A 16,673-nucleotide genomic window follows, 5' to 3' on the forward strand; every position below is an offset into this window, starting at 1 on the left:
CGACCGGGCCGAGCTCGACCCCTGGTACGCCAAGGCCGAGGACAAGATGGGCGTCACCCGGACCAACGGCATTCCCGGCCTGCCCGGCAACAACAACTTCAAGGTGCTGGAGGCCGGGGCCCGCAAGATCGGCTACAAGGACGTTTCGACCGGCCGCATGGCGATCAACAGCGAGCCGCGCGACGATCGCGGCTCCTGCCAGCAGATCGGCTTCTGCTTCCAGGGCTGCAAGTCCTCCGCCAAATGGTCGACGCTCTACACCGAGATCCCGAAGGGCGAAGCGACCGGCAATCTGGAGGTCCGCCCCAACAGCATGGTGGTCAAGATCGAGCATGACGCCGCGGGCAAGGTCACCGGCGTCGTCTATGCCGACGACAAAGGCGCCCAGCACCGCCAGAAGGCCCGCGTCGTCGCCGTCGCCGGCAATTCGCTGGAAAGCCCGCGGCTGCTGCTCAACAGCGCCTCCTCCCTGTTCCCTGACGGCCTCGCCAATTCTTCGGGCCAGGTCGGCCGCAACTACATGCGGCATATGACGGGTAGCGTTTACGGCGTGTTCGAAAACCCGGTCCACATGTACCGCGGCACGACGATGGCCGGCATCATCCGCGACGAAGCGCGCCACGATCCCTCGCGCGGCTTCTTCGGCGGCTACGAGATGGAGACGATCTCGCTCGGCATCCCGTTCATGGCCGCCTTCCTCAATCCCGGCGCCTGGGGCCGCAGTTTTACCGCGGCGATGGAATCCTATTCGCGGATGGCCGGGATGTGGTTGATCGGCGAGGACATGCCGCAGGATTCCAACCGGGTAACGCTCGATGCCGTGGTCAAGGACAAGCTCGGCCTGCCCGTCGCCAGCGTGCATTACGACGATCATCCCAACGACGTCGCGATGCGCGACCATGCGTTCAGGCAGGGTGCGGCGATCTACAATGCCATCGGCGCGACGCAGACCTATCCGACCCCGCCCTATCCCAGCACCCACAACATGGGCACCAACCGGATGAGCGAAAAACCACGCGACGGCGTGGTCAACAAGTTCGGCCAGACCCACGATGTGAAAAACCTGTTCGTCTCCGACGGCAGCCAGTTCACCAGCAGCGCCGCCTGCAACCCGACCCTGACGATCGTGTCGCTGGCGATCCGTCAGGCCGACCATATCGCCGGCGCGCTGCAGCGCCGCGACATCTGACGGGAAAAAGAGATGCCATTGCGAAGCGTCTGCACTGCTCTGATCCTGGGTGCCGCATTGACCCTGCCGCTCGCATCGAGCCGGGCGGAAACGGGGAGCGTGGCCTATCCGAACAATCCGAGCGCCACCCCCGCGGCGAATGACGGCGGCAAGTCGATCGGCACGGATCCGTCCTGTGCCGACGCGCCATGCCCGGCGAAGCCCGCAGCCTCCGGCGGCGCCGGCAGCGCAACGCGGTCGGATCAGGCGGCCGGTATCAAGACACCGGCAAGCGCCTATCCCGGAAGTCCCGTCAAGACGCCGGCAGCGGACGGCAAAGCGCCGCCCTGATTTCGGTGCCGTCTACTCCGCGGCGATTAGCACCGGCGTCGAGGTCTTCATCTCGGCGCTTTGGGCTGCATAGAGAAGACAGGAGCAGCGCAGCAACGACGCCAGGTTGCGGACGCTACCGTGACGGTCGAGCACCTCGTCATGCAACGTGTTGACGAACTGTCCGACACTGGTTCCTTCGCGGGCAGCGATGTCCTCGAGCGTGCTCCAGAACGTGTTTTCAAGGCGGATCGACGTAGAATGGCCGTGAATCCGGATCGAGCGCGTCTGCGATCCATAGTTGCTCTGGGGCTGATGCGCGAACATCCTGCACATGGTGTCGTCTCCCAAATGATCGTGTTCTTTGGAGCTATTCTATAGGGGATGTGAAAGCCCAGCAATCGTGACGCCTCGGGTGCCTTCCAGTACAAGAGTGCACACGGCTCTCAAGATCGTCCGCGAAATCCAAACGCCATAGAATTCGGTCGAGGACTGCTCCGCAATGAGCGCTGATAGCCCGCCGCCAGGCTTCGATTGGGACCCTGTGAAATATCATTCAAACATCGTCGATCATGAAGGCGTCACGTTTGATGATGGTGCGCTGGCCTTCGAAAACGATCACTATTTCGACTATTCTGCTGAGTAGCGACATGGCGAGTATCGAGAGAATATCGTCGCCCTCGTGACGGGGCGCTTCCTGTTTGTCACCTGGACCGACCGTGATAGCTTGATCCGGATCATTTCGGCTCGAAAGGCCGTCAAGAAAGAAGTCGATGCCTATTTCGCGCGATAGACTTGCCCAAATTCGGAAGGGCCTTGTCGGTCACAAGGGATCGATGTCGGCTGCCGACTGGAAACGCTTTGACGCAATCACGCCGGAGCAGGCTCATCAGAACGCTCTCGATGATCCAGACGCGCAGCCTTTAATAAAAGAAAAGCTTCATCGTGCTCGCATGAACCGCCGCGAGCGCCTCGGCATCCCGCTCGATGCTCCGGATTTCGACATCAGGACGCTCATGAAGCCGCCCTACGATCTGTCGATAGAAGAAGCGATGAGGGTGGGGCTGAACCCGGACTTCGACATCAAAAACCTCCCCGGTAAGGGTCGAGCTGCTAAGCGGCCGGAGTATGTCGAGTCCGCAGCTCCGGCCATTGCCGACACGAAGCCAAGCAATGTTGAGGACAAAAGCTGACTTCGATCGCCGATTTGGACGCGACGAGCCATCAAGCTGGAGCGCGCCGACCTTAAGTCTTCACTCGCCGGCACCCTGTCGTCCCACACACCGCGAGGCGGCTTGCGGTGTGCGCGACGGGACGCGATAAGTCTCCAAAGCTCGTGTGAGAATAACCGTACGCCATGCAACAGCTGAAACGTGTCGACACCGCCGAGACCGATATCGCCACGCTGATGGCCGATCTCGGCCGTCACGCCCGCGCCGCCGGTCGGGCGCTGGCGCTGTCTTCGGATGCCGACCGCTCCAAGGCCTTGCGCGTCGCCGCCGCGACGATCCGGGACCAGACCTCCGCGATCCTCGCCGCCAACGCGCGTGACGTGGCCGACGCTCGCGAGCGCGGCACAGCGGCCGCTTTCATGGACCGCCTGCTGCTCGACGCGCGCCGCGTCGCCGGGATCGCGGATGGGCTCGACGCCATTGCCGCGCTGCCGGACCCGATCGGACGCGTCATGGCCTCGTTCGAGCGGCCCAACGGCCTGCAGATCGAGCGGGTGTCCGTGCCGCTCGGCGTCATCGGCATCATCTACGAGAGCCGCCCTGGCGTCACCGCCGATGCTGGCGCGCTGTGCCTCAAGAGCGGCAACGCGGCGATCCTGCGCGGCGGCTCGGAGAGCTTTCATTCCTCCGGCGTTATTCACGCTTGCCTCGTCGCCGGCCTGCGCGCTGCGAACCTGCCCGAGGCCGCGATCACTTTGGTGCCGGTGCGCGACCGCGCGGCGGTGGGTGCGATGCTATCCGGCCTCGACGGCTGCATCGACGTCATCGTGCCGCGCGGCGGCAGCAACCTCGTCGCCCGCGTCCAGGCCGAGGCCCGCGTCCCCGTCTTCGCCCATCTCGACGGCAACGTGCATATTTTCATCGACGAGGCGGCCGATCGCGCCAAAGCGCTGGCGATCGTGCGCAACGCCAAGCTGCGGCGCACCGGCGTCTGCGGCGCCGTGGAGACGCTGTTGCTCGACAAGACCTCGCCGCTGCAGCACGAGCTCGTGAAAATGCTGCTCGACGCCGGCTGCGCCGTGCGCGGCGATGCCGCGGTTCAGGCCCTCGACCCGCGCGTGACGCCGGCGAGTGAAGCGGATTGGGGTACGGAGTTTTTGGACGCGATCATCAGCATCGGCGTGGTCGAAAACCTCGACGCGGCGATCGCCCACATCGAGCGCTACGGCTCGCACCACACCGACGGCATCATCACCGAAGACCAAGCCGCCGCCGACCGATTTTTGCGCGAGGTGGATTCCGCCATCGTCGTCCACAATGCCTCGACCCAGTTCGCCGACGGCGGCGAATTCGGCTTCGGCGGCGAGATCGGCATTGCTACAGGACGGCTGCATGCCCGCGGCCCGGTCGGGGTCGAGCAGCTCACCACCTTCAAGTACCGGATCCACGGCAGCGGACAGACGCGTCCGTGATATCCCCCGCTTTCGCCGGCCTGCCGCCGCATGCGCGGGGCCTGCGCATCGGGCTGTTCGGCGGAAGCTTCAATCCGCCCCATGACGGGCATCGCGCCGCCAGTCTCCTCGCCCTACAACGCCTGCAGCTCGACAAGGTGTGGTGGCTGATCAGTCCCGGCAATCCTCTGAAGGACAACGGCAGCCTGCCGTCGGTCGCCGACCGCATGGTCGCGGCGCAGAAGGTGGCGGCGCATCCACGCATCATCGTCACCGGCTTCGAGGCGACGCTCGGCTCGCCCTACACCTGCGACACCGTCGCGGTGCTGAAGGCCCGCTGTCCCAGCGTCGCATTCGTATGGCTGATGGGGGCGGATTCGCTGGCCGGCTTCCACCAATGGAAGAACTGGCGCGAGATCGCCGACACCTTTCCCATGGGAATCATCGACCGGCCCGGCTCGACGCTGCGCGCCATCCAGACGCGCGCCGCGGCGTCGCTGCGCGGCTATCGACTCGCCGAGGGCGACGGGCGGCTGCTCGCCACCACGCCACCGCCGGCCTTCATTTTTTTGCACGGCAAGCGTTCGCCGCTGTCATCCACCGCGTTGCGGGCGAAACCCTAAGCGGGGATCAGCATTCCCGCCTTGACCGCGGGGCGTTCGCCGACCCGGGCGAGCCACGCCTGGATGTTGGCTTTGCTCTCAAAATGCAGCGGTTCGGCCATCAGCGTGGAGGCCGCAGCCACCCATGGGTAGCACGCGATGTCGGCGATCGAGTAATCATCGCCACCGAGATAAGGACCCTTGGCCAGTTGCCCGTCCATCACGCCCAGCAGGCGGAGCGCCTCCTTGGTGTACCGCTCGATCGCCGCAGGCGTCTTCTCTTTGGCACGATAGAAGAAACCAAGCTGGCCGAGCATCGGGCCAAGCCCCGCCGTCTGCCAGTTCAGCCATTCCAGCGCCCTGATCCGCCTGACGCCCGAGGACGCCAGAAACTGGCCGCTCTTGTCGGCGAGGTACGGCAAGATCACGCCGCTCTCGAAGATCGAGAGCGGACCGTCGGGCGTGTCGTGGTCGACGAGGGCGGGAATCTTGTTGTTGGGCGAGATCGCCAGAAACGCCGGCGCGAACTGCGCATCGGCATAGATGTCGACGGGGTGAACGGTGTAGGGCAGGCCGGTCTCCTCGAGCATGATGGAGATCTTGCGGCCGTTCGGCGTTTTCCACGTGTAGAGATCGATCACGAATGCGTCCTCTTTCAGCGAATGAAGCAGGGTCTCACCCCTGCGGTGCTGTTATGGAGCCCTTCGCCGGCGACGCAAGGCAGCCCGCCTAGGCCAGCAGCATCTGCATGCTGCGCTCGTACTGCTTGGTCAGTTGATCCAACAGGTCGCCGAGCGTCTCGCTCAACGTCGCGATGGTCTGCTGTCCTTGCGGGCTCCGCGCCTGCGCCAGCGCCGCCTGGAAGTCTGCCCACAGGGTTCCGGCGCGTTCGAGGTCGGCGCGGATCGCCGCGGTGCTCAGAGGAACGGCGTTAAGATAGGTCATGCCCTGCACAAACGCGTCGACCGTCGGCGCGATACCGACGGACGGCGCGTCGAGCAGCGCCGCGATCAAAGCGAGTTTGGCGGTCTTTTGTGCCAGCATGCGCTGGCGCCCGGACACGTTGATCACCCGCAGCGTCGAAGCCAGGCCCGCGGCCTCGAGATTGGCGGTGAGCCGCTCCGCATTCTGCAGAAGATCCTCGGCAATCGCGTCGATCGAGAGCAGGCGTTCGAGCCCGGCAAGCGGCTTCATCGCCGTCTGCAGGGTCGCCCAAGGGTGGGCCACGGAATCGATGAGGTCGCCGAACGTCGCTTTGGAGAGGCTGCGGCGCAGGATCGCGATCGTCTCGTCGACGCGCGTGACGGAGTCCGCGAGCAAGCCGCGAGTCGCGTCGGTCTCAAGTCCGGCTGCCTGCACCGCATAAAGTTTGACCAGACGTTGCGACAGCATGCGCAGCTGCCCGGCGCGATTGACTCCATCGCTGTAAAGGGCGGAATTGATCACCTGCTGCGCCACCTGGCCGAGCCGCTGCTTGGTCTGCATCGCCGCGGTGCGCAGCGCGCGATACGCATCGTCCTCGGAAATCTGCCGCGCCCGCATCAAAATGCCCTTGGCACGGTCGACCAGCTTGCGTTCGTCGAAGCGGGCGTTGATCTCGACGAGTTCGTCGCGCAGCAGCTGCTCGTAGCGGAAGCGCGCCTGGGCGACATGGATCACCGAGCGCAGCCGATGCAGGCCGTACCCGTTGATCACATAGGCATGGATCCCGGAGCGCGTGGCCCGCTCGATCTTGTCCGCATCGGGATCGCTGGTGAACACCACGACCGGCCTCGGCGCCGAGGTGTGCAGCGACGCCATGCTGGCAAACAGCGCATCGCCGGGGTGCTTTTCGTAGCAGATGACCACGTCCGGGGCATTGCGGATGACGTCCTGCACAAGGGTGCGGCTGTCGGCTTCGCCGACGACATCCACGCCAACCTTGCCGAGATCCGTTCGCAGGCTGGGATCATCGGCGGCGTGGCTGGTGACGACGAAGGCTGAAATCATGCGGCAATCATAAGCTGTGTCTGGCGGCCCCGGTGTCGCTGCAAGGACGGAGCCAGCGGCGCGGCGCGCTTCACGCGTTTGCCCGTTGCTTGGCACGGCACATGCTTGGGCACAACCGGATGCAGTGCCGCGTCCGACTTTCGTTTTGCACGCCAAGTCATGCTCACACGGTCGTGAGCAGCCATGTGCCTCCCATCCGCAACAGCGGATCGTCGCCCGGAGACATCATGTCTGGATCAGCCACGCTCGAAGTCTACGCGCGCACAATTCGCTGCCGGCGCATCACCCCTGCGATGACCGCTCCGCCCGCCGTCGGTGCCACATGCGCCATCGCCACTGCCACCCGCAATTTCTTGGAGTTATTGTAATGGCCTCCCAAAAGGCGACCTCGATCGACCTGTTCAGCTTCAAGACCCCGCAGATGCGCGCCTTCCATCTGACCTGGATCGCGTTTTTCGTCTGCTTCTTTGCCTGGTTCGCGACGGCGCCGCTGATGCCGATCATCGCCAAGGACCTGACCCTCAGCAAGGATCAGGTCTACAGCATCGCCATCGCCGGCGTATTCGCCACCATCCTGGCGCGCATGATCATCGGCCCGATGTGCGACAAATACGGACCGCGCATCACCTACACGATCCTGCTTGCGCTCGGATCGATCCCGGTGTTCGGCGTCGGCCTTGCCTGGGATTACACGTCGTTCCTGGTGTTCCGCCTGTTCATCGGCGTCATCGGCGCCAGTTTCGTCATCACGCAATACCATACGTCGGTGATGTTCGCGCCGAACGTCGTCGGCACCGCCAACGCCACGGTCGGCGGCTGGGGGAATGCGGGCGGCGGGGTGACGCAGAGCATTATGCCACTGGTCTTCGCCGGCGTTGCTGCCTTTGGCTTCAGCCAGACGCTGAGCTGGCGCTACGCGATGATCGTCCCGGGCATCCTGATGCTGATCACGGCAGTCGCCTACTGGAAATTCACGCAGGATACGCCGGAAGGCAACATTCTCGATCTGCGCGCCCGCGGTATCGCCGTCGATTCAGGCAAGAAGGGCGGCTGGGACGTCATGAAGACGGCGGCGAAGAACTATCGCGTCTGGCTGCTTGCCGCCTGCTACGGCGCGTCGTTCGGCGTCGAACTGTTCATCCACGGCATCGCGGTCACCTATTACTTCAACAAGTTCCACATGTCGGTGGAGAATGCCGGCTACGCCGTCGGCGCGTTCGGGCTCCTCGCCTTGTTCGCCCGCGCGCTCGGCGGCATCTTTTCCGACAAGATCGCGCGCTCGAAGGGGCTCGACGGCCGCACCTGGCTGCTGTTCGGCCTTCTCCTCGGCGAAGGCGTCTTTTTGATTGCCTTCTCGCAGGCCGACGCGGTCGGGTTCGCCATCGCGGCGATGCTGGTGTTCGGCCTGTTCACCCACATGGCCTGCGGCTCGCTCTACGCCCTGGTCCCCTTCATTGATCGCAAGGTGCTCGGTGGGGTCGCCGGCATCATCGGCGCGGGCGGCAACATCGGCGGCGTCGCGGCCGGCTTCCTGCTGCGCGGCACCGGCAACCCGCAGCTCTGCTTCATGATCCTCGGCATCACGGCGATCGTCTGCGCTTTCGGCGCCGCGGTGATCCGCTTCTCCATCAAGCACAAGCAGGACGAGCAGGCGCTTTACGATGCAGCGGTTGCGCAGCGCCACGCCACGGCGACCGGCATCCCCGCAATGGCTTGATGCCATCATTGGACACAAGGAAAGGGCCGGATGAGCGATCATCCGGCCTTTTTCGTTTTACGACTTGCGCGCCTGCATGAAGCGGTCAAAGGCCTCGCGATCGCGAGCCTGCAGCAGATCGTCGCGATAGCTCGTGAACTCCCGCTCGGCGGTCTGCAACTTCAGGCGCTCGGCCTCGATCCGCTCCAATTCACCGCGCCGCCAGGCGTCGAAGGCGAGATTGCCGGACGATTTCGGTCCGAGGTTCAACGAGAACGGCAGGACCCCGCCGTCAAGCATCGCCCGCGTCAGCACCACCAAGGCGTTCCACTTCATCCTGGCGAAGGAAAACACGCTGCCGTCATAACCGCTGGCCTGGTGCCACAGTTTAAGCGCGAGGAAGGCAAGTCCCAGCTCCCAGCGGATGACGAAGGCAACCACAAGAACCGCGACATCCGCGGAGGTCCACCCACGCGGCTTGCGCCGCGTGGCGCGATCCGCCCGACCCACATCCGTCCAGGTGCCCTGGCGCGCCGCATTGCTCCAACCGCCCATCGATCGTCTCCATAAAGTGGGGCCGGCGTCATTGCGTCAGCCCCGAACCCAAGAGATCTGGGCCCTGCGGGTATTGTGCAAGGGCGCGCAGCACGAATGTTCAAGAACCGTGCGATCGGACGCGCTAAACCCCTGGAACCTAAGCAGTGAGAACGTGTTTTCGCGTCAGAAGCCGCCAGACATGCACTGCCGGTGTTTTGTTTTCGCCTCAGTCCGAAGGAGCCGTCCATGGCCAATGCAGCAGTGAAGATCCAGGGATCCAAGAATAACGACGGCGAGCACATGCACGAGACGCGCAACGACACGAAGTCGAACGCCAAGAAGGTCTCGATCGATACGCTGAGCAAGCGCCTGGCTGACGGTATCGATCTGTCGCTCGCGATCAAGCAGGCGCATTGGAACCTCAAGGGTCCGCAGTTCATCGGCATCCACCTGATGCTCGATGGCTTCCGCGACGAGATGGATGATTACAACGACAAGGTGGCTGAGCGTATCACCCAGCTTGGCGGTACCGCCCGCGGCACGGCTGCTGCCGTCGCGGCCGAATCGGGCCTCAAGCCCTACCCGCTCGACACCTACAAGATCGCCGATCATCTTGCGGCGCTGATCGACCGCTACTCCGTCTACGCCAACGCCGTGCGTCAGAACATCGACGATACCGACGATGCGGGCGACGCCGGGACCTCGGATCTGTTCACCGAGATTTCGCGCGGCGTCGACAAGATGCTCTGGTTCCTCGAGGCGCATGTGCAGGAGCCGACCGGCGAAATCCGTGATGGCGACGGCGCCGGAAAGCGCTAACCGCTATTCGGACTTGAGACCCGGAAAAGGGCGGCTTGGCCGCCCTTTTTCATGCTCGGGGTACTGCAGCCACCGCCGGATCGCCTCGACGGTCTGCAGAGCCGTCCCGGTTTCCGCGATGCTCGTCCCGATCTCGTGCGGCTCCAAAGGCTCGAGCGCGTCCAGCTGACTTTGCAGGAGCGACGGCGGCATAAAATGCTGGCTGCGGGCGACGAGACGATGCGCGATCATCTGCGGATCGATGGCGAGATGTACGAAGGTCAGCGGTACCCGGGCGGCCTCGCGAAGCTTGTCACGATAGACCACTTTCAGCGCAGAACACGCCGCGACCACGGGCCGGTCGCCGTGGACGTGGGCGGCGATGGCGCCCGCGATCTTGGCAAGCCAGGGCCAACGATCGGCGTCGTCGAGCGGGGTGCCTGATCGCATCTTCGCGACATTGGCCGAGGAGTGGTAGGAGTCCCCTTCCAGAAATGTCGCGCCCATGGATGGCGCGAGCCGCTTGCCGACAGTCGTCTTGCCGGTGCCGCTGACGCCGAAGAGGACTATGGCGAGCGGCGTGCCGTGCCGATGTAATCCTTCCAAGCCGCCTTGCATGCCGTCGCGTCTCCTGATTCAACCCGTCGCGCTCTGCGCGTTTTGGCTAGCGCCTGTTTGGCAAGCGCCTTTTGAGAAAGTCTCGGTTCAACGATGGCGAACCCGCATCTGCATACGTTGCGCGTCTACTACGAAGACACGGACTTTAGTGGTTTCACGTACCATGCCAGCTATCTCAAATTCTTGGAACGCGGCCGGACCGAATTTCTGCGCGCGCTCGGGATCGTCCAGTCCGACCTTTATCGCGACGCCGATGGCCTTGCTTTCGTGGTCGGCCGCATGGCGATCGATTATTTGAAACCCGCGCTGATGGACGACGTGCTGACGGTGACCACGGCCGTGGCAGACCTGCGCGGCGCAAGCATGGTTCTTGCCCAAACGGTCAAGCGCGATGACATCTGCTTGACCCGCGCGGACGTTACTGTCGCGGCGGTGCGGCGGGGCCGGCCGGTTCGCCTGCCGGATGCGCTGAGGACGGCTCTAGCGCCGTAGACGACGTGACAACCAGTCTGATTGTTGTAACATGTTACGATGACGGGGCCAAAGAAAGAGCCTGCAAGCGTTTCTCGGCGCATGAGTACATATCGCGCGAAGATGCGCGCGGCAGGGCTGCGCCCGGTCCAAATCTGGGTCCCTGATACGGCCGCACCCGGGTTTATCGAGACCTGCCGGCGACAGGCAGCCGCAATCGCCGCCGACGATCCCGCCGGCGACGCGCTGCTCGATTGGATTGAGGCCACTTACGACTGGCCGGCGTGATCCGCCGCGGGCACATCGTCGTCGTCGCTACGCAAGGCGATGCCGGGAAGCCGCGGCCTGCGCTGGTCGTGCAGTCCGACCTTTTCGCGCCGCTGCCGTCCGTCGCCATCTGCCCGATTACCAGCACACTCAGAGAGGATTCCGAATTGCTCCGGGTCGACATCGAAGCCACGTCAAAAAACGGCCTGCGCCTCCCCTCGCAGATCAGCGTCGATAAGATGACCACCGTGCGTCGGGACAAGATCGGCGGTATCATCGGTGACGTGGATGATGCCACCATACTTCGCGTCAATCGCGCCCTAGCCGTGTTGCTCGGGCTCGCCTGAGAGCGGTTGGATGTTCACGGGAGAGTGCTCAATGCAAACCCTCACGACCGGAGGCCGCGCTCTTGTCGAAGATATCGCACAGCGTCACGCCGTCAGCACGGACGCCATCCTGACGCTGCTTCAGGCGCTGGAGCGCGGCGGCGGCACGCAGGCACAGTTTTCCCATCCCGATCTCGGCGGCATGGGGCAATGGTCACGCGGCGGCATGATCATGGTCGGCGACATGTTCAACAGCGCGCTGAAAGCCCGCGTCGATCAGCTCTGCCTCGACCTGTCGGATCTGCTGCGGTCGCACGATCTTTTCGTTGGCGAGCGGCCTGGCACATCGTCCTATGGCGGGGCCTGGTGGCCGGAGGATTTCGGCGTGCCGAGTTCGACCGGCAGTCAGAACGACATGCGCTACGCCTTTTTTCCGGAGACGCGCCGGCTCGCGCTGCAGCAGGGCGGCGTGACGACGACGTATGATACCGGCGATCATCGCATCACCGGCGTGTCGCAACAGCAGAGCGGGACGCAGAACCTCACCTTCACCAGCCAGCATGGAACCGTCCGGCTCTACGACCTGGGGCAGATTGCCGAGCCTGCTGCAAAATTGCCGCCGCATCAGACTGCACCGAGCAATCAAGCTGAGCCGCAGTTTGCCGATGTTTTTGCCAAGATCGAACGGCTGCACGAGCTGCATCGGAAGGGGGTTCTGAGCGACACGGAATACAGCGCCAAGAAGAAGGAGCTGCTGGACCGGCTGTAAACGGGCTGTCTATCACGGCGGCGGTGCCCGGGATCTTTGCCGGCCTTGCTGACGCCGCAAACGCCGCCCCTAGAGACGTCGGACAAGCATTTTTCAATGTCGAGAGACCGCGGTAACTTGCCCTTAACCTTGCCGGGCGCTTAACTCGACTCGAAAAACGACGCGTTGCGTGCGGGTCAAGCCGTAGATTTGACCGATTTACACGCAAGGACAGGGTGTCCGCGCCGTGCCCCGGACCTCTGCCAAGGACCCTGCCCATGAATCCTGCCGATGTCGCCTCCACCGTTGCGGCGGCCCCCGTTGCTGAGGTCACCGTTCTCGGGATGTTTCTGCAGGCGTCGCTGATCGTCAAGTTCGTCATGCTCGGCTTGATGGGCGCATCGGTCTGGTCCTGGGCGATCATCATCAACAAATCGATCCTGTTCGCCCGCACCCAGCGCGCGATGGACAAGTTCGAGCAGATCTTCTGGTCCGGGACGTCGCTGGAAGAGCTCTACACGACGCTCTCCTCGCGGCCGGCAACCGGCATGTCGAGCCTCTTCGTCGCCGCGATGCGCGAATGGAAGCGCTCGGTCCAGAACGTCGGCTCGTCCTTCATGGGCCTGCAGGCGCGCATCGACAAAGTGCTGGACGTCTCGATTTCCCGCGAGGTCGAGAAGCTCGAATCCAACCTGTTGTTTCTCGCCACCGTCGCCTCCGCCGGCCCGTTCGTCGGTCTGTTCGGCACGGTCTGGGGCATCATGACGTCGTTCCGCTCCATCGCCGCCTCGAAGAACACCTCTCTCGCCGTCGTCGCGCCGGGCATCGCGGAAGCGCTGCTCGCCACCGCGCTTGGCCTGTTCGCCGCCATTCCCGCGCTCGTCGCCTATAATAAGCTGCAGGGCGAAGTCGCGAAGAAGCAGGCGCGCATGGAAGGTTTTGCGGACGAATTCTCCTCGATCCTGTCGCGCCAGATCGACCAGCACGCCGTGCGCGACCGGGCGGCGTGACGTTTTAATTTGGTAGACCGCAGTCCCCTTCCCCCTTGCGGGGAAGGGTCAGGGATGGGGTCCATCACTCGGCTTCGACCTAAAATCGAAGAACACGACCCCCCTCCCAACCTCTCCCCACAAGGGGAGAGGGGCAAACGGCGGCTTGGAATTCACAAGGATACTGATCGATGGGCATGGGTTCGGCAGCAGGACGGGGCGGAGGCGGGCGGCGGGGACGAGGCCAGCCGCGCTATCGCCCCATGGCCGAAATCAACATGACGCCGTTCATCGACGTCATGCTCGTGCTGCTCATCATCTTTATGGTCGCCGCGCCGCTGCTCGCGTCGGGTGTTCCGATCGACTTGCCGCAGACCAAGGCGGCGGCGCTCAACATCGACCAGAAGCCGATCTCGGTGTCGATCGACGACAAGGGCGCGATCACCGTCAACGACGAACCCGTCCAGCCGGAGGCCCTCGGCGACAAGCTGAAGGCCGTCGCCAAGGCCGGCGCCGACGAGCGCATCTACGTGCGCGGCTCGAACCAGGTGAATTACGGCAAGATCGCCGAAGTCATGTCGATCATCACGTCGTCGGGCTTCAAGCGGGTCGCCCTGGTGACCGAGCCGGCGAAGACCTGACCGAGCAGGGCTGGAGCACCATGGCGCTCAAGACCGATCCCGGCTTTCTTGCTTCCAGCACGCTCCATGGCGCGGCGCTGGTGTTTCTCATCGTCAATTTCGCCAGCCCGCCCAAGCTGGAAGAGCCGACGGAGAGCGTCGTCGTCGACATGATCACGACGAGCGAGCTGAACCAGATCACCAAGGGCGAGAAGACGGCCAAGCCGCTGCCGACGCCGCAGCGGCGCGTCGACAAGGTTGCGGCCACCGAGGATCCGAAGCCCGCGCCGCCGCTCGCCGAGGCAAAGAAGGACGTGCCGCTGCCGCCCTCGCCCGACAAGCCGCAGGATGATCCCGGCGAGGATGACAAGCCGGTTCCGACGCCGCCGCAGCGTGTCGCGGCTCTGCCGCCGCCGACACCCGCTCCTGCGCCGGAGCCGACCCCGCCGCAACGCCCCGTCGAGAAGGTGGAAACGCCTGTGCCGCCGGCCAAGCCCGCGCCGGAGCCGCCGAAGGCCGTCGAAGCCAAGCCGCCGCCGCCCGAGGCCGAGCCTGTCGAGCCGAAGCCGCCGACGCGCCCGAAAGTCGAGCCGAAGAAAGAGGCGAAGACCGAGCCGACTCCCGTCCCGACGCCGAAACCGCCGGAGAAGAAACCGCCAATCAAGGAGGCCAAGGCGCCGGAACCGCCGAGGAAGCCGGAGAAGCCGGAGACGCATTTCAACCCGAACGAGCTCGCGAAGCTCCTGAAGGAGGAGAAGCCGGCCTCGAAGCCGAAAGCCGGCAACGAGGCCAAGGACGCCCCGCGTCCGGCTGCCTTCGACCCGCATAGCATCAGCGCGCTGCTCGACCACGAAGCGCCCCAGCGCAAGGCTGCGACCGGCCAGAAACTAACCCAGGTGGCCTCGCTCGGTCTGCCCAACGCGACTGCGGCAACCCTGTCGCCGTCGATGATGGCGCAGCTCGACCAGATTATGACGGACCAGTACCGCGGTTGCTGGAGCTACTTCGGCCTTGGCGCGTCGAAGGGTTACGTGCCTATCGTCCGGATCCATCTGGCCCAGGACGGGTCTCTGGCCGATCCGCCCGCGTTGATGAACCCACCAAGCGACCCGAACCTGCGCAGTCTTGCCGACAGCGCAGTCCGGGCCGCGCAAAAGTGCAACCCGATGAAGATCCCCGCGCGCTTTGCGCCGTACTACGCCGACTGGGCCAGACGCCGGGTCAACTTCGATCCCAAGGATCTGATGTAACGCGCTCGCCTGCCTCTTCTTCCGCAAGCGGGAGAAGCAAAACGCCCCGCATTTCGTGCTCAATCAGGATTGACCCTCGATGACGCCATCGCTTTCCCGCCGCCAGCTGGCCGGCCTTCTCGCCAGCCTCGGCTCCGTTCCGATCATCGGAACGCCGCTGTTTTCGGCCTTCGCTCAGGAACGCTCGCTCGACGTACGCACCGGCGGCTCGTTCAAGCCGATCCCGATCGCCGTCACCCAGTTCGCCGGCGACGGTGGGGCTCAAGTCACCTCGATCATCACCAACAATTTCAAGCGTTCGGTCTTCATCACTCCCGTCGATCGCGCCAGCTTTTCCCAGGAGGCCGGCAATCCCGATCAGGCGCCGATGATGGACGCGTTCCGCGCGGTCAACGCGCAATATGTGGTGACCGGCCGCTCCAGCCGCGGCGGCGACGGCCGGGTGCAGACCGCATTCCGCCTCTGGGACGTCTCGACCGGCGCGCAGGTGACCGGCCAGCAATATGCCACCGATGCCAACAACCTGCGACGCGTCGCCCACCTCGTCTCCGATGCGGTGTTCAGCAAGGTGACCGGCGAGAAGGGCTTTTTCGACACCCGTGTCGTCTTCATCGACGAGTCCGGTCCGGCCGAGCACCGCCGCAAGCGCCTCGCGATAATGGACCAGGACGGGGCAGGGGTGCGCTACCTCACCCGCGGCGACGATCTCGTGGTGACGCCACGCTTTTCGCCGACCTCGCAGGACATCACCTACATGGCGTTCGGCAACGCCAACCCCAAAGTGCTGTTCATGAACATCGAGACCGGCCAGAAGGAAGCCGTCGGCAATTTCCCCGGCATGACCTTCGCCCCGCGTTTCGCGCCCGAGGGCGAAAAAATCATCATGTCGCTGTCCGAAGGCTCGTCGTCGAACCTCTACACGATGGACCTGCAGTCCAAGGCGACGACGCGGCTCACCGACACGCAAGCGATCGACACCTCGCCGAGCTACGCGCCGGACGGCTCGCGCATCGCCTTCGAATCCGATCGCGGCGGCACCCAGCAGATCTACGTCATGGGAGCCGGCGGCGGGAGCGCGCAACGCATCTCGTTCGGCGATGGGCGCTATTCCACGCCGGTCTGGTCGCCGAAGGGCGACTACATCGCCTTCACCAAGCAGAGCAAGGGCGGCTTCGGCATCGGCGTGATGAAGCCCGACGGCAGCGGCGAACGCTTGCTCACCGAAGGTTTTCACAACGAAGGCCCGACCTGGGCGCCGAACGGCCTGTTCCTGATGTTCTTCCGCGATCCCGGCGGCGGGGGCGCCTCGCGCATCTTCATGACCGACGTGTTCGGCCGCGCCGAATTCGCGGTGCCGACGCCCACCTCGGCGTCGGATCCGGCGTGGAGCCCTCTGCTCAGCGCTTGATGCTCTTTCCCCTTCTCCCGCTTGCGGGAGAAGGTGTCGCGGCGAAGCCGTGACGGATGAGGGCGTCAGCCGTTGGGCTTCGCTGATCGGTAATGAACCGTACTCGATCGCCCATACAGCCATGAGCGCTAACGCGTCGGCGGGCAAACGACTCAGGAATCCGGCTGCCGTTATCCCTCATCCGACCCTTGCTGACGCAAGGGCCACCTTCTCCCGCGAGCGGGAGAAGGGAA

At 64.4% G+C, this 16,673-nt stretch carries 21 protein-coding genes and 1 pseudogene; 17 read left to right on the forward strand and 5 right to left on the reverse strand.

What is annotated here, in order from left to right; all coding sequences use genetic code 11:
• Positions 1-1,189, forward strand: a 1,189-nt coding sequence (locus GSQ79_RS05200) for a GMC family oxidoreductase (protein ID WP_158807673.1), incomplete at its 5' end; no start/stop codon positions are given.
• Positions 1,190-1,201: 12 nt separating this feature from the next.
• Positions 1,202-1,519 (forward strand): hypothetical protein, encoded by a 318-nt coding sequence (locus GSQ79_RS05205; RefSeq protein WP_158807674.1) that lies wholly within the window; start codon positions 1,202-1,204, stop codon positions 1,517-1,519.
• Positions 1,520-1,531: 12 nt separating this feature from the next.
• Here GSQ79_RS05205 and GSQ79_RS05210 read toward each other — a convergent pair whose 3' ends face one another.
• A complete protein-coding gene (locus GSQ79_RS05210; RefSeq protein ID WP_158807675.1) occupies positions 1,532-1,834 on the reverse strand; it encodes a ribbon-helix-helix domain-containing protein in 303 nt (100 codons plus the stop codon).
• Positions 1,835-2,000: 166 nt separating this feature from the next.
• Here GSQ79_RS05210 and GSQ79_RS05215 point away from each other — a divergent pair, with 166 nt between their 5' ends.
• From GSQ79_RS05215 to GSQ79_RS05235, 5 genes and pseudogenes are all read left to right on the forward strand, one after another.
• The gene (locus GSQ79_RS05215) at positions 2,001-2,144 is read left to right on the forward strand and encodes a hypothetical protein (protein WP_158807676.1); all 144 of its coding nucleotides are present in this window, start codon (positions 2,001-2,003) and stop codon (positions 2,142-2,144) included.
• A 15-nt stretch (positions 2,145-2,159) separates the two neighbouring features.
• Positions 2,160-2,291, forward strand: a pseudogene (locus GSQ79_RS30260) (BrnT family toxin); the annotation flags it as partial.
• A gap of 43 nt (positions 2,292-2,334) precedes the next feature.
• A complete protein-coding gene (locus GSQ79_RS05225; protein ID WP_158807678.1) occupies positions 2,335-2,691 on the forward strand; it encodes a hypothetical protein in 357 nt (118 codons plus the stop codon).
• 164 nt (positions 2,692-2,855) lie between these two features.
• Positions 2,856-4,142 (forward strand): glutamate-5-semialdehyde dehydrogenase, encoded by a 1,287-nt coding sequence (locus tag GSQ79_RS05230; protein ID WP_158807679.1) that lies wholly within the window; start codon positions 2,856-2,858, stop codon positions 4,140-4,142.
• Entirely contained in the window at positions 4,139-4,744 is a 606-nt protein-coding gene (locus GSQ79_RS05235) for a nicotinate-nucleotide adenylyltransferase (protein WP_158807680.1), read from the forward strand. The genes GSQ79_RS05230 and GSQ79_RS05235 overlap by 4 nt, the downstream gene beginning before the upstream one ends.
• On the opposite strand, the gene GSQ79_RS05240 is transcribed toward GSQ79_RS05235, so the two are convergent.
• The gene (locus tag GSQ79_RS05240) at positions 4,741-5,364 is read right to left on the reverse strand and encodes a glutathione S-transferase family protein (RefSeq protein ID WP_158807681.1); all 624 of its coding nucleotides are present in this window, start codon (positions 5,362-5,364) and stop codon (positions 4,741-4,743) included. The two genes, GSQ79_RS05235 and GSQ79_RS05240, sit on opposite strands and share 4 nt — an antisense overlap.
• An 88-nt stretch (positions 5,365-5,452) precedes the next feature.
• Entirely contained in the window at positions 5,453-6,712 is a 1,260-nt protein-coding gene (locus GSQ79_RS05245) for an ANTAR domain-containing protein (protein ID WP_158807682.1), read from the reverse strand.
• Positions 6,713-7,079: 367 nt separating this feature from the next.
• Between GSQ79_RS05245 and GSQ79_RS05250 the strand changes: the two genes are divergently transcribed.
• Positions 7,080-8,429: an MFS transporter gene (locus GSQ79_RS05250; protein ID WP_158807683.1), complete on the forward strand. Its 1,350-nt coding sequence runs from the start codon at positions 7,080-7,082 to the stop codon at positions 8,427-8,429.
• A 57-nt stretch (positions 8,430-8,486) separates the two neighbouring features.
• Here GSQ79_RS05250 and GSQ79_RS05255 read toward each other — a convergent pair whose 3' ends face one another.
• Positions 8,487-8,963 (reverse strand): DUF2852 domain-containing protein, encoded by a 477-nt coding sequence (locus GSQ79_RS05255; protein ID WP_158807684.1) that lies wholly within the window; start codon positions 8,961-8,963, stop codon positions 8,487-8,489.
• 228 nt (positions 8,964-9,191) lie between these two features.
• Between GSQ79_RS05255 and dps the strand changes: the two genes are divergently transcribed.
• On the forward strand, positions 9,192-9,764 hold the full coding sequence (dps, locus tag GSQ79_RS05260; RefSeq protein ID WP_246725111.1) for a DNA starvation/stationary phase protection protein Dps: 573 nt from the start codon (positions 9,192-9,194) through the stop codon (positions 9,762-9,764).
• Positions 9,765-9,767: 3 nt separating this feature from the next.
• On the opposite strand, the gene GSQ79_RS05265 is transcribed toward dps, so the two are convergent.
• Positions 9,768-10,361 carry a gluconokinase gene (locus tag GSQ79_RS05265; RefSeq protein ID WP_158807685.1) on the reverse strand — a complete coding sequence of 198 codons (594 nt, stop codon included), beginning with the start codon at positions 10,359-10,361 and terminating at the stop codon, positions 9,768-9,770.
• Positions 10,362-10,454: 93 nt separating this feature from the next.
• Here GSQ79_RS05265 and ybgC point away from each other — a divergent pair, with 93 nt between their 5' ends.
• The 8 genes from ybgC (at position 10,455) to tolB (ending at position 16,440) form a co-directional block, all read left to right on the forward strand.
• The gene (gene ybgC, locus GSQ79_RS05270) at positions 10,455-10,853 is read left to right on the forward strand and encodes a tol-pal system-associated acyl-CoA thioesterase (protein ID WP_158807686.1); all 399 of its coding nucleotides are present in this window, start codon (positions 10,455-10,457) and stop codon (positions 10,851-10,853) included.
• An 81-nt stretch (positions 10,854-10,934) separates the two neighbouring features.
• On the forward strand, positions 10,935-11,120 hold the full coding sequence (locus GSQ79_RS05275) for an antitoxin MazE family protein (protein WP_246725112.1): 186 nt from the start codon (positions 10,935-10,937) through the stop codon (positions 11,118-11,120).
• Positions 11,117-11,446: a type II toxin-antitoxin system PemK/MazF family toxin gene (locus tag GSQ79_RS05280; protein ID WP_368669916.1), complete on the forward strand. Its 330-nt coding sequence runs from the start codon at positions 11,117-11,119 to the stop codon at positions 11,444-11,446. Before GSQ79_RS05275 ends, GSQ79_RS05280 begins: the two co-directional genes overlap by 4 nt.
• 31 nt (positions 11,447-11,477) lie before the next feature.
• Positions 11,478-12,194: an SHOCT domain-containing protein gene (locus GSQ79_RS05285; RefSeq protein ID WP_158807688.1), complete on the forward strand. Its 717-nt coding sequence runs from the start codon at positions 11,478-11,480 to the stop codon at positions 12,192-12,194.
• Positions 12,195-12,451: 257 nt separating this feature from the next.
• A complete protein-coding gene (tolQ, locus tag GSQ79_RS05290; protein ID WP_158807689.1) occupies positions 12,452-13,183 on the forward strand; it encodes a protein TolQ in 732 nt (243 codons plus the stop codon).
• A 170-nt stretch (positions 13,184-13,353) separates the two neighbouring features.
• Positions 13,354-13,803 carry a protein TolR gene (gene tolR / locus GSQ79_RS05295; RefSeq protein WP_158807690.1) on the forward strand — a complete coding sequence of 150 codons (450 nt, stop codon included), beginning with the start codon at positions 13,354-13,356 and terminating at the stop codon, positions 13,801-13,803.
• Between the two features lie 20 nt (positions 13,804-13,823).
• The gene (locus GSQ79_RS05300) at positions 13,824-15,032 is read left to right on the forward strand and encodes a cell envelope biogenesis protein TolA (protein ID WP_158807691.1); all 1,209 of its coding nucleotides are present in this window, start codon (positions 13,824-13,826) and stop codon (positions 15,030-15,032) included.
• A gap of 79 nt (positions 15,033-15,111) precedes the next feature.
• Positions 15,112-16,440: a Tol-Pal system beta propeller repeat protein TolB gene (gene tolB, locus GSQ79_RS05305; protein WP_158807692.1), complete on the forward strand. Its 1,329-nt coding sequence runs from the start codon at positions 15,112-15,114 to the stop codon at positions 16,438-16,440.
• Positions 16,441-16,673 lie beyond the last annotated feature (233 nt).

The sequence above is a fragment of the Beijerinckia sp. L45 genome, assembly GCF_009765775.1.
Taxonomy (GTDB): Bacteria; Pseudomonadota; Alphaproteobacteria; order Rhizobiales; family Beijerinckiaceae; genus RH-AL1.

Bases quoted from the DNA above. Each gene is read 5' to 3' on its own strand.
- GSQ79_RS05205 (WP_158807674.1), top strand. From the start codon at position 1,202: ATGCCATTGCGAAGCGTCTGCACTGCTCTGATCCTGGGTGCCGCATTG.
- GSQ79_RS05210 (WP_158807675.1), bottom strand. From the start codon at position 1,834: ATGTGCAGGATGTTCGCGCATCAGCCCCAGAGCAACTATGGATCGCAG.
- GSQ79_RS05215 (WP_158807676.1), top strand. From the start codon at position 2,001: ATGAGCGCTGATAGCCCGCCGCCAGGCTTCGATTGGGACCCTGTGAAA.
- GSQ79_RS05225 (WP_158807678.1), top strand. From the start codon at position 2,335: ATGTCGGCTGCCGACTGGAAACGCTTTGACGCAATCACGCCGGAGCAG.
- GSQ79_RS05230 (WP_158807679.1), top strand. From the start codon at position 2,856: ATGCAACAGCTGAAACGTGTCGACACCGCCGAGACCGATATCGCCACG.
- GSQ79_RS05245 (WP_158807682.1), bottom strand. From the start codon at position 6,712: ATGATTTCAGCCTTCGTCGTCACCAGCCACGCCGCCGATGATCCCAGC.
- GSQ79_RS05250 (WP_158807683.1), top strand. From the start codon at position 7,080: ATGGCCTCCCAAAAGGCGACCTCGATCGACCTGTTCAGCTTCAAGACC.
- GSQ79_RS05255 (WP_158807684.1), bottom strand. From the start codon at position 8,963: ATGGGCGGTTGGAGCAATGCGGCGCGCCAGGGCACCTGGACGGATGTG.
- dps (WP_246725111.1), top strand. From the start codon at position 9,192: ATGGCCAATGCAGCAGTGAAGATCCAGGGATCCAAGAATAACGACGGC.
- GSQ79_RS05265 (WP_158807685.1), bottom strand. From the start codon at position 10,361: ATGCAAGGCGGCTTGGAAGGATTACATCGGCACGGCACGCCGCTCGCC.
- ybgC (WP_158807686.1), top strand. From the start codon at position 10,455: ATGGCGAACCCGCATCTGCATACGTTGCGCGTCTACTACGAAGACACG.
- GSQ79_RS05275 (WP_246725112.1), top strand. From the start codon at position 10,935: ATGAGTACATATCGCGCGAAGATGCGCGCGGCAGGGCTGCGCCCGGTC.
- GSQ79_RS05285 (WP_158807688.1), top strand. From the start codon at position 11,478: ATGCAAACCCTCACGACCGGAGGCCGCGCTCTTGTCGAAGATATCGCA.
- tolQ (WP_158807689.1), top strand. From the start codon at position 12,452: ATGAATCCTGCCGATGTCGCCTCCACCGTTGCGGCGGCCCCCGTTGCT.
- tolR (WP_158807690.1), top strand. From the start codon at position 13,354: ATGGGCATGGGTTCGGCAGCAGGACGGGGCGGAGGCGGGCGGCGGGGA.
- GSQ79_RS05300 (WP_158807691.1), top strand. From the start codon at position 13,824: ATGGCGCTCAAGACCGATCCCGGCTTTCTTGCTTCCAGCACGCTCCAT.
- tolB (WP_158807692.1), top strand. From the start codon at position 15,112: ATGACGCCATCGCTTTCCCGCCGCCAGCTGGCCGGCCTTCTCGCCAGC.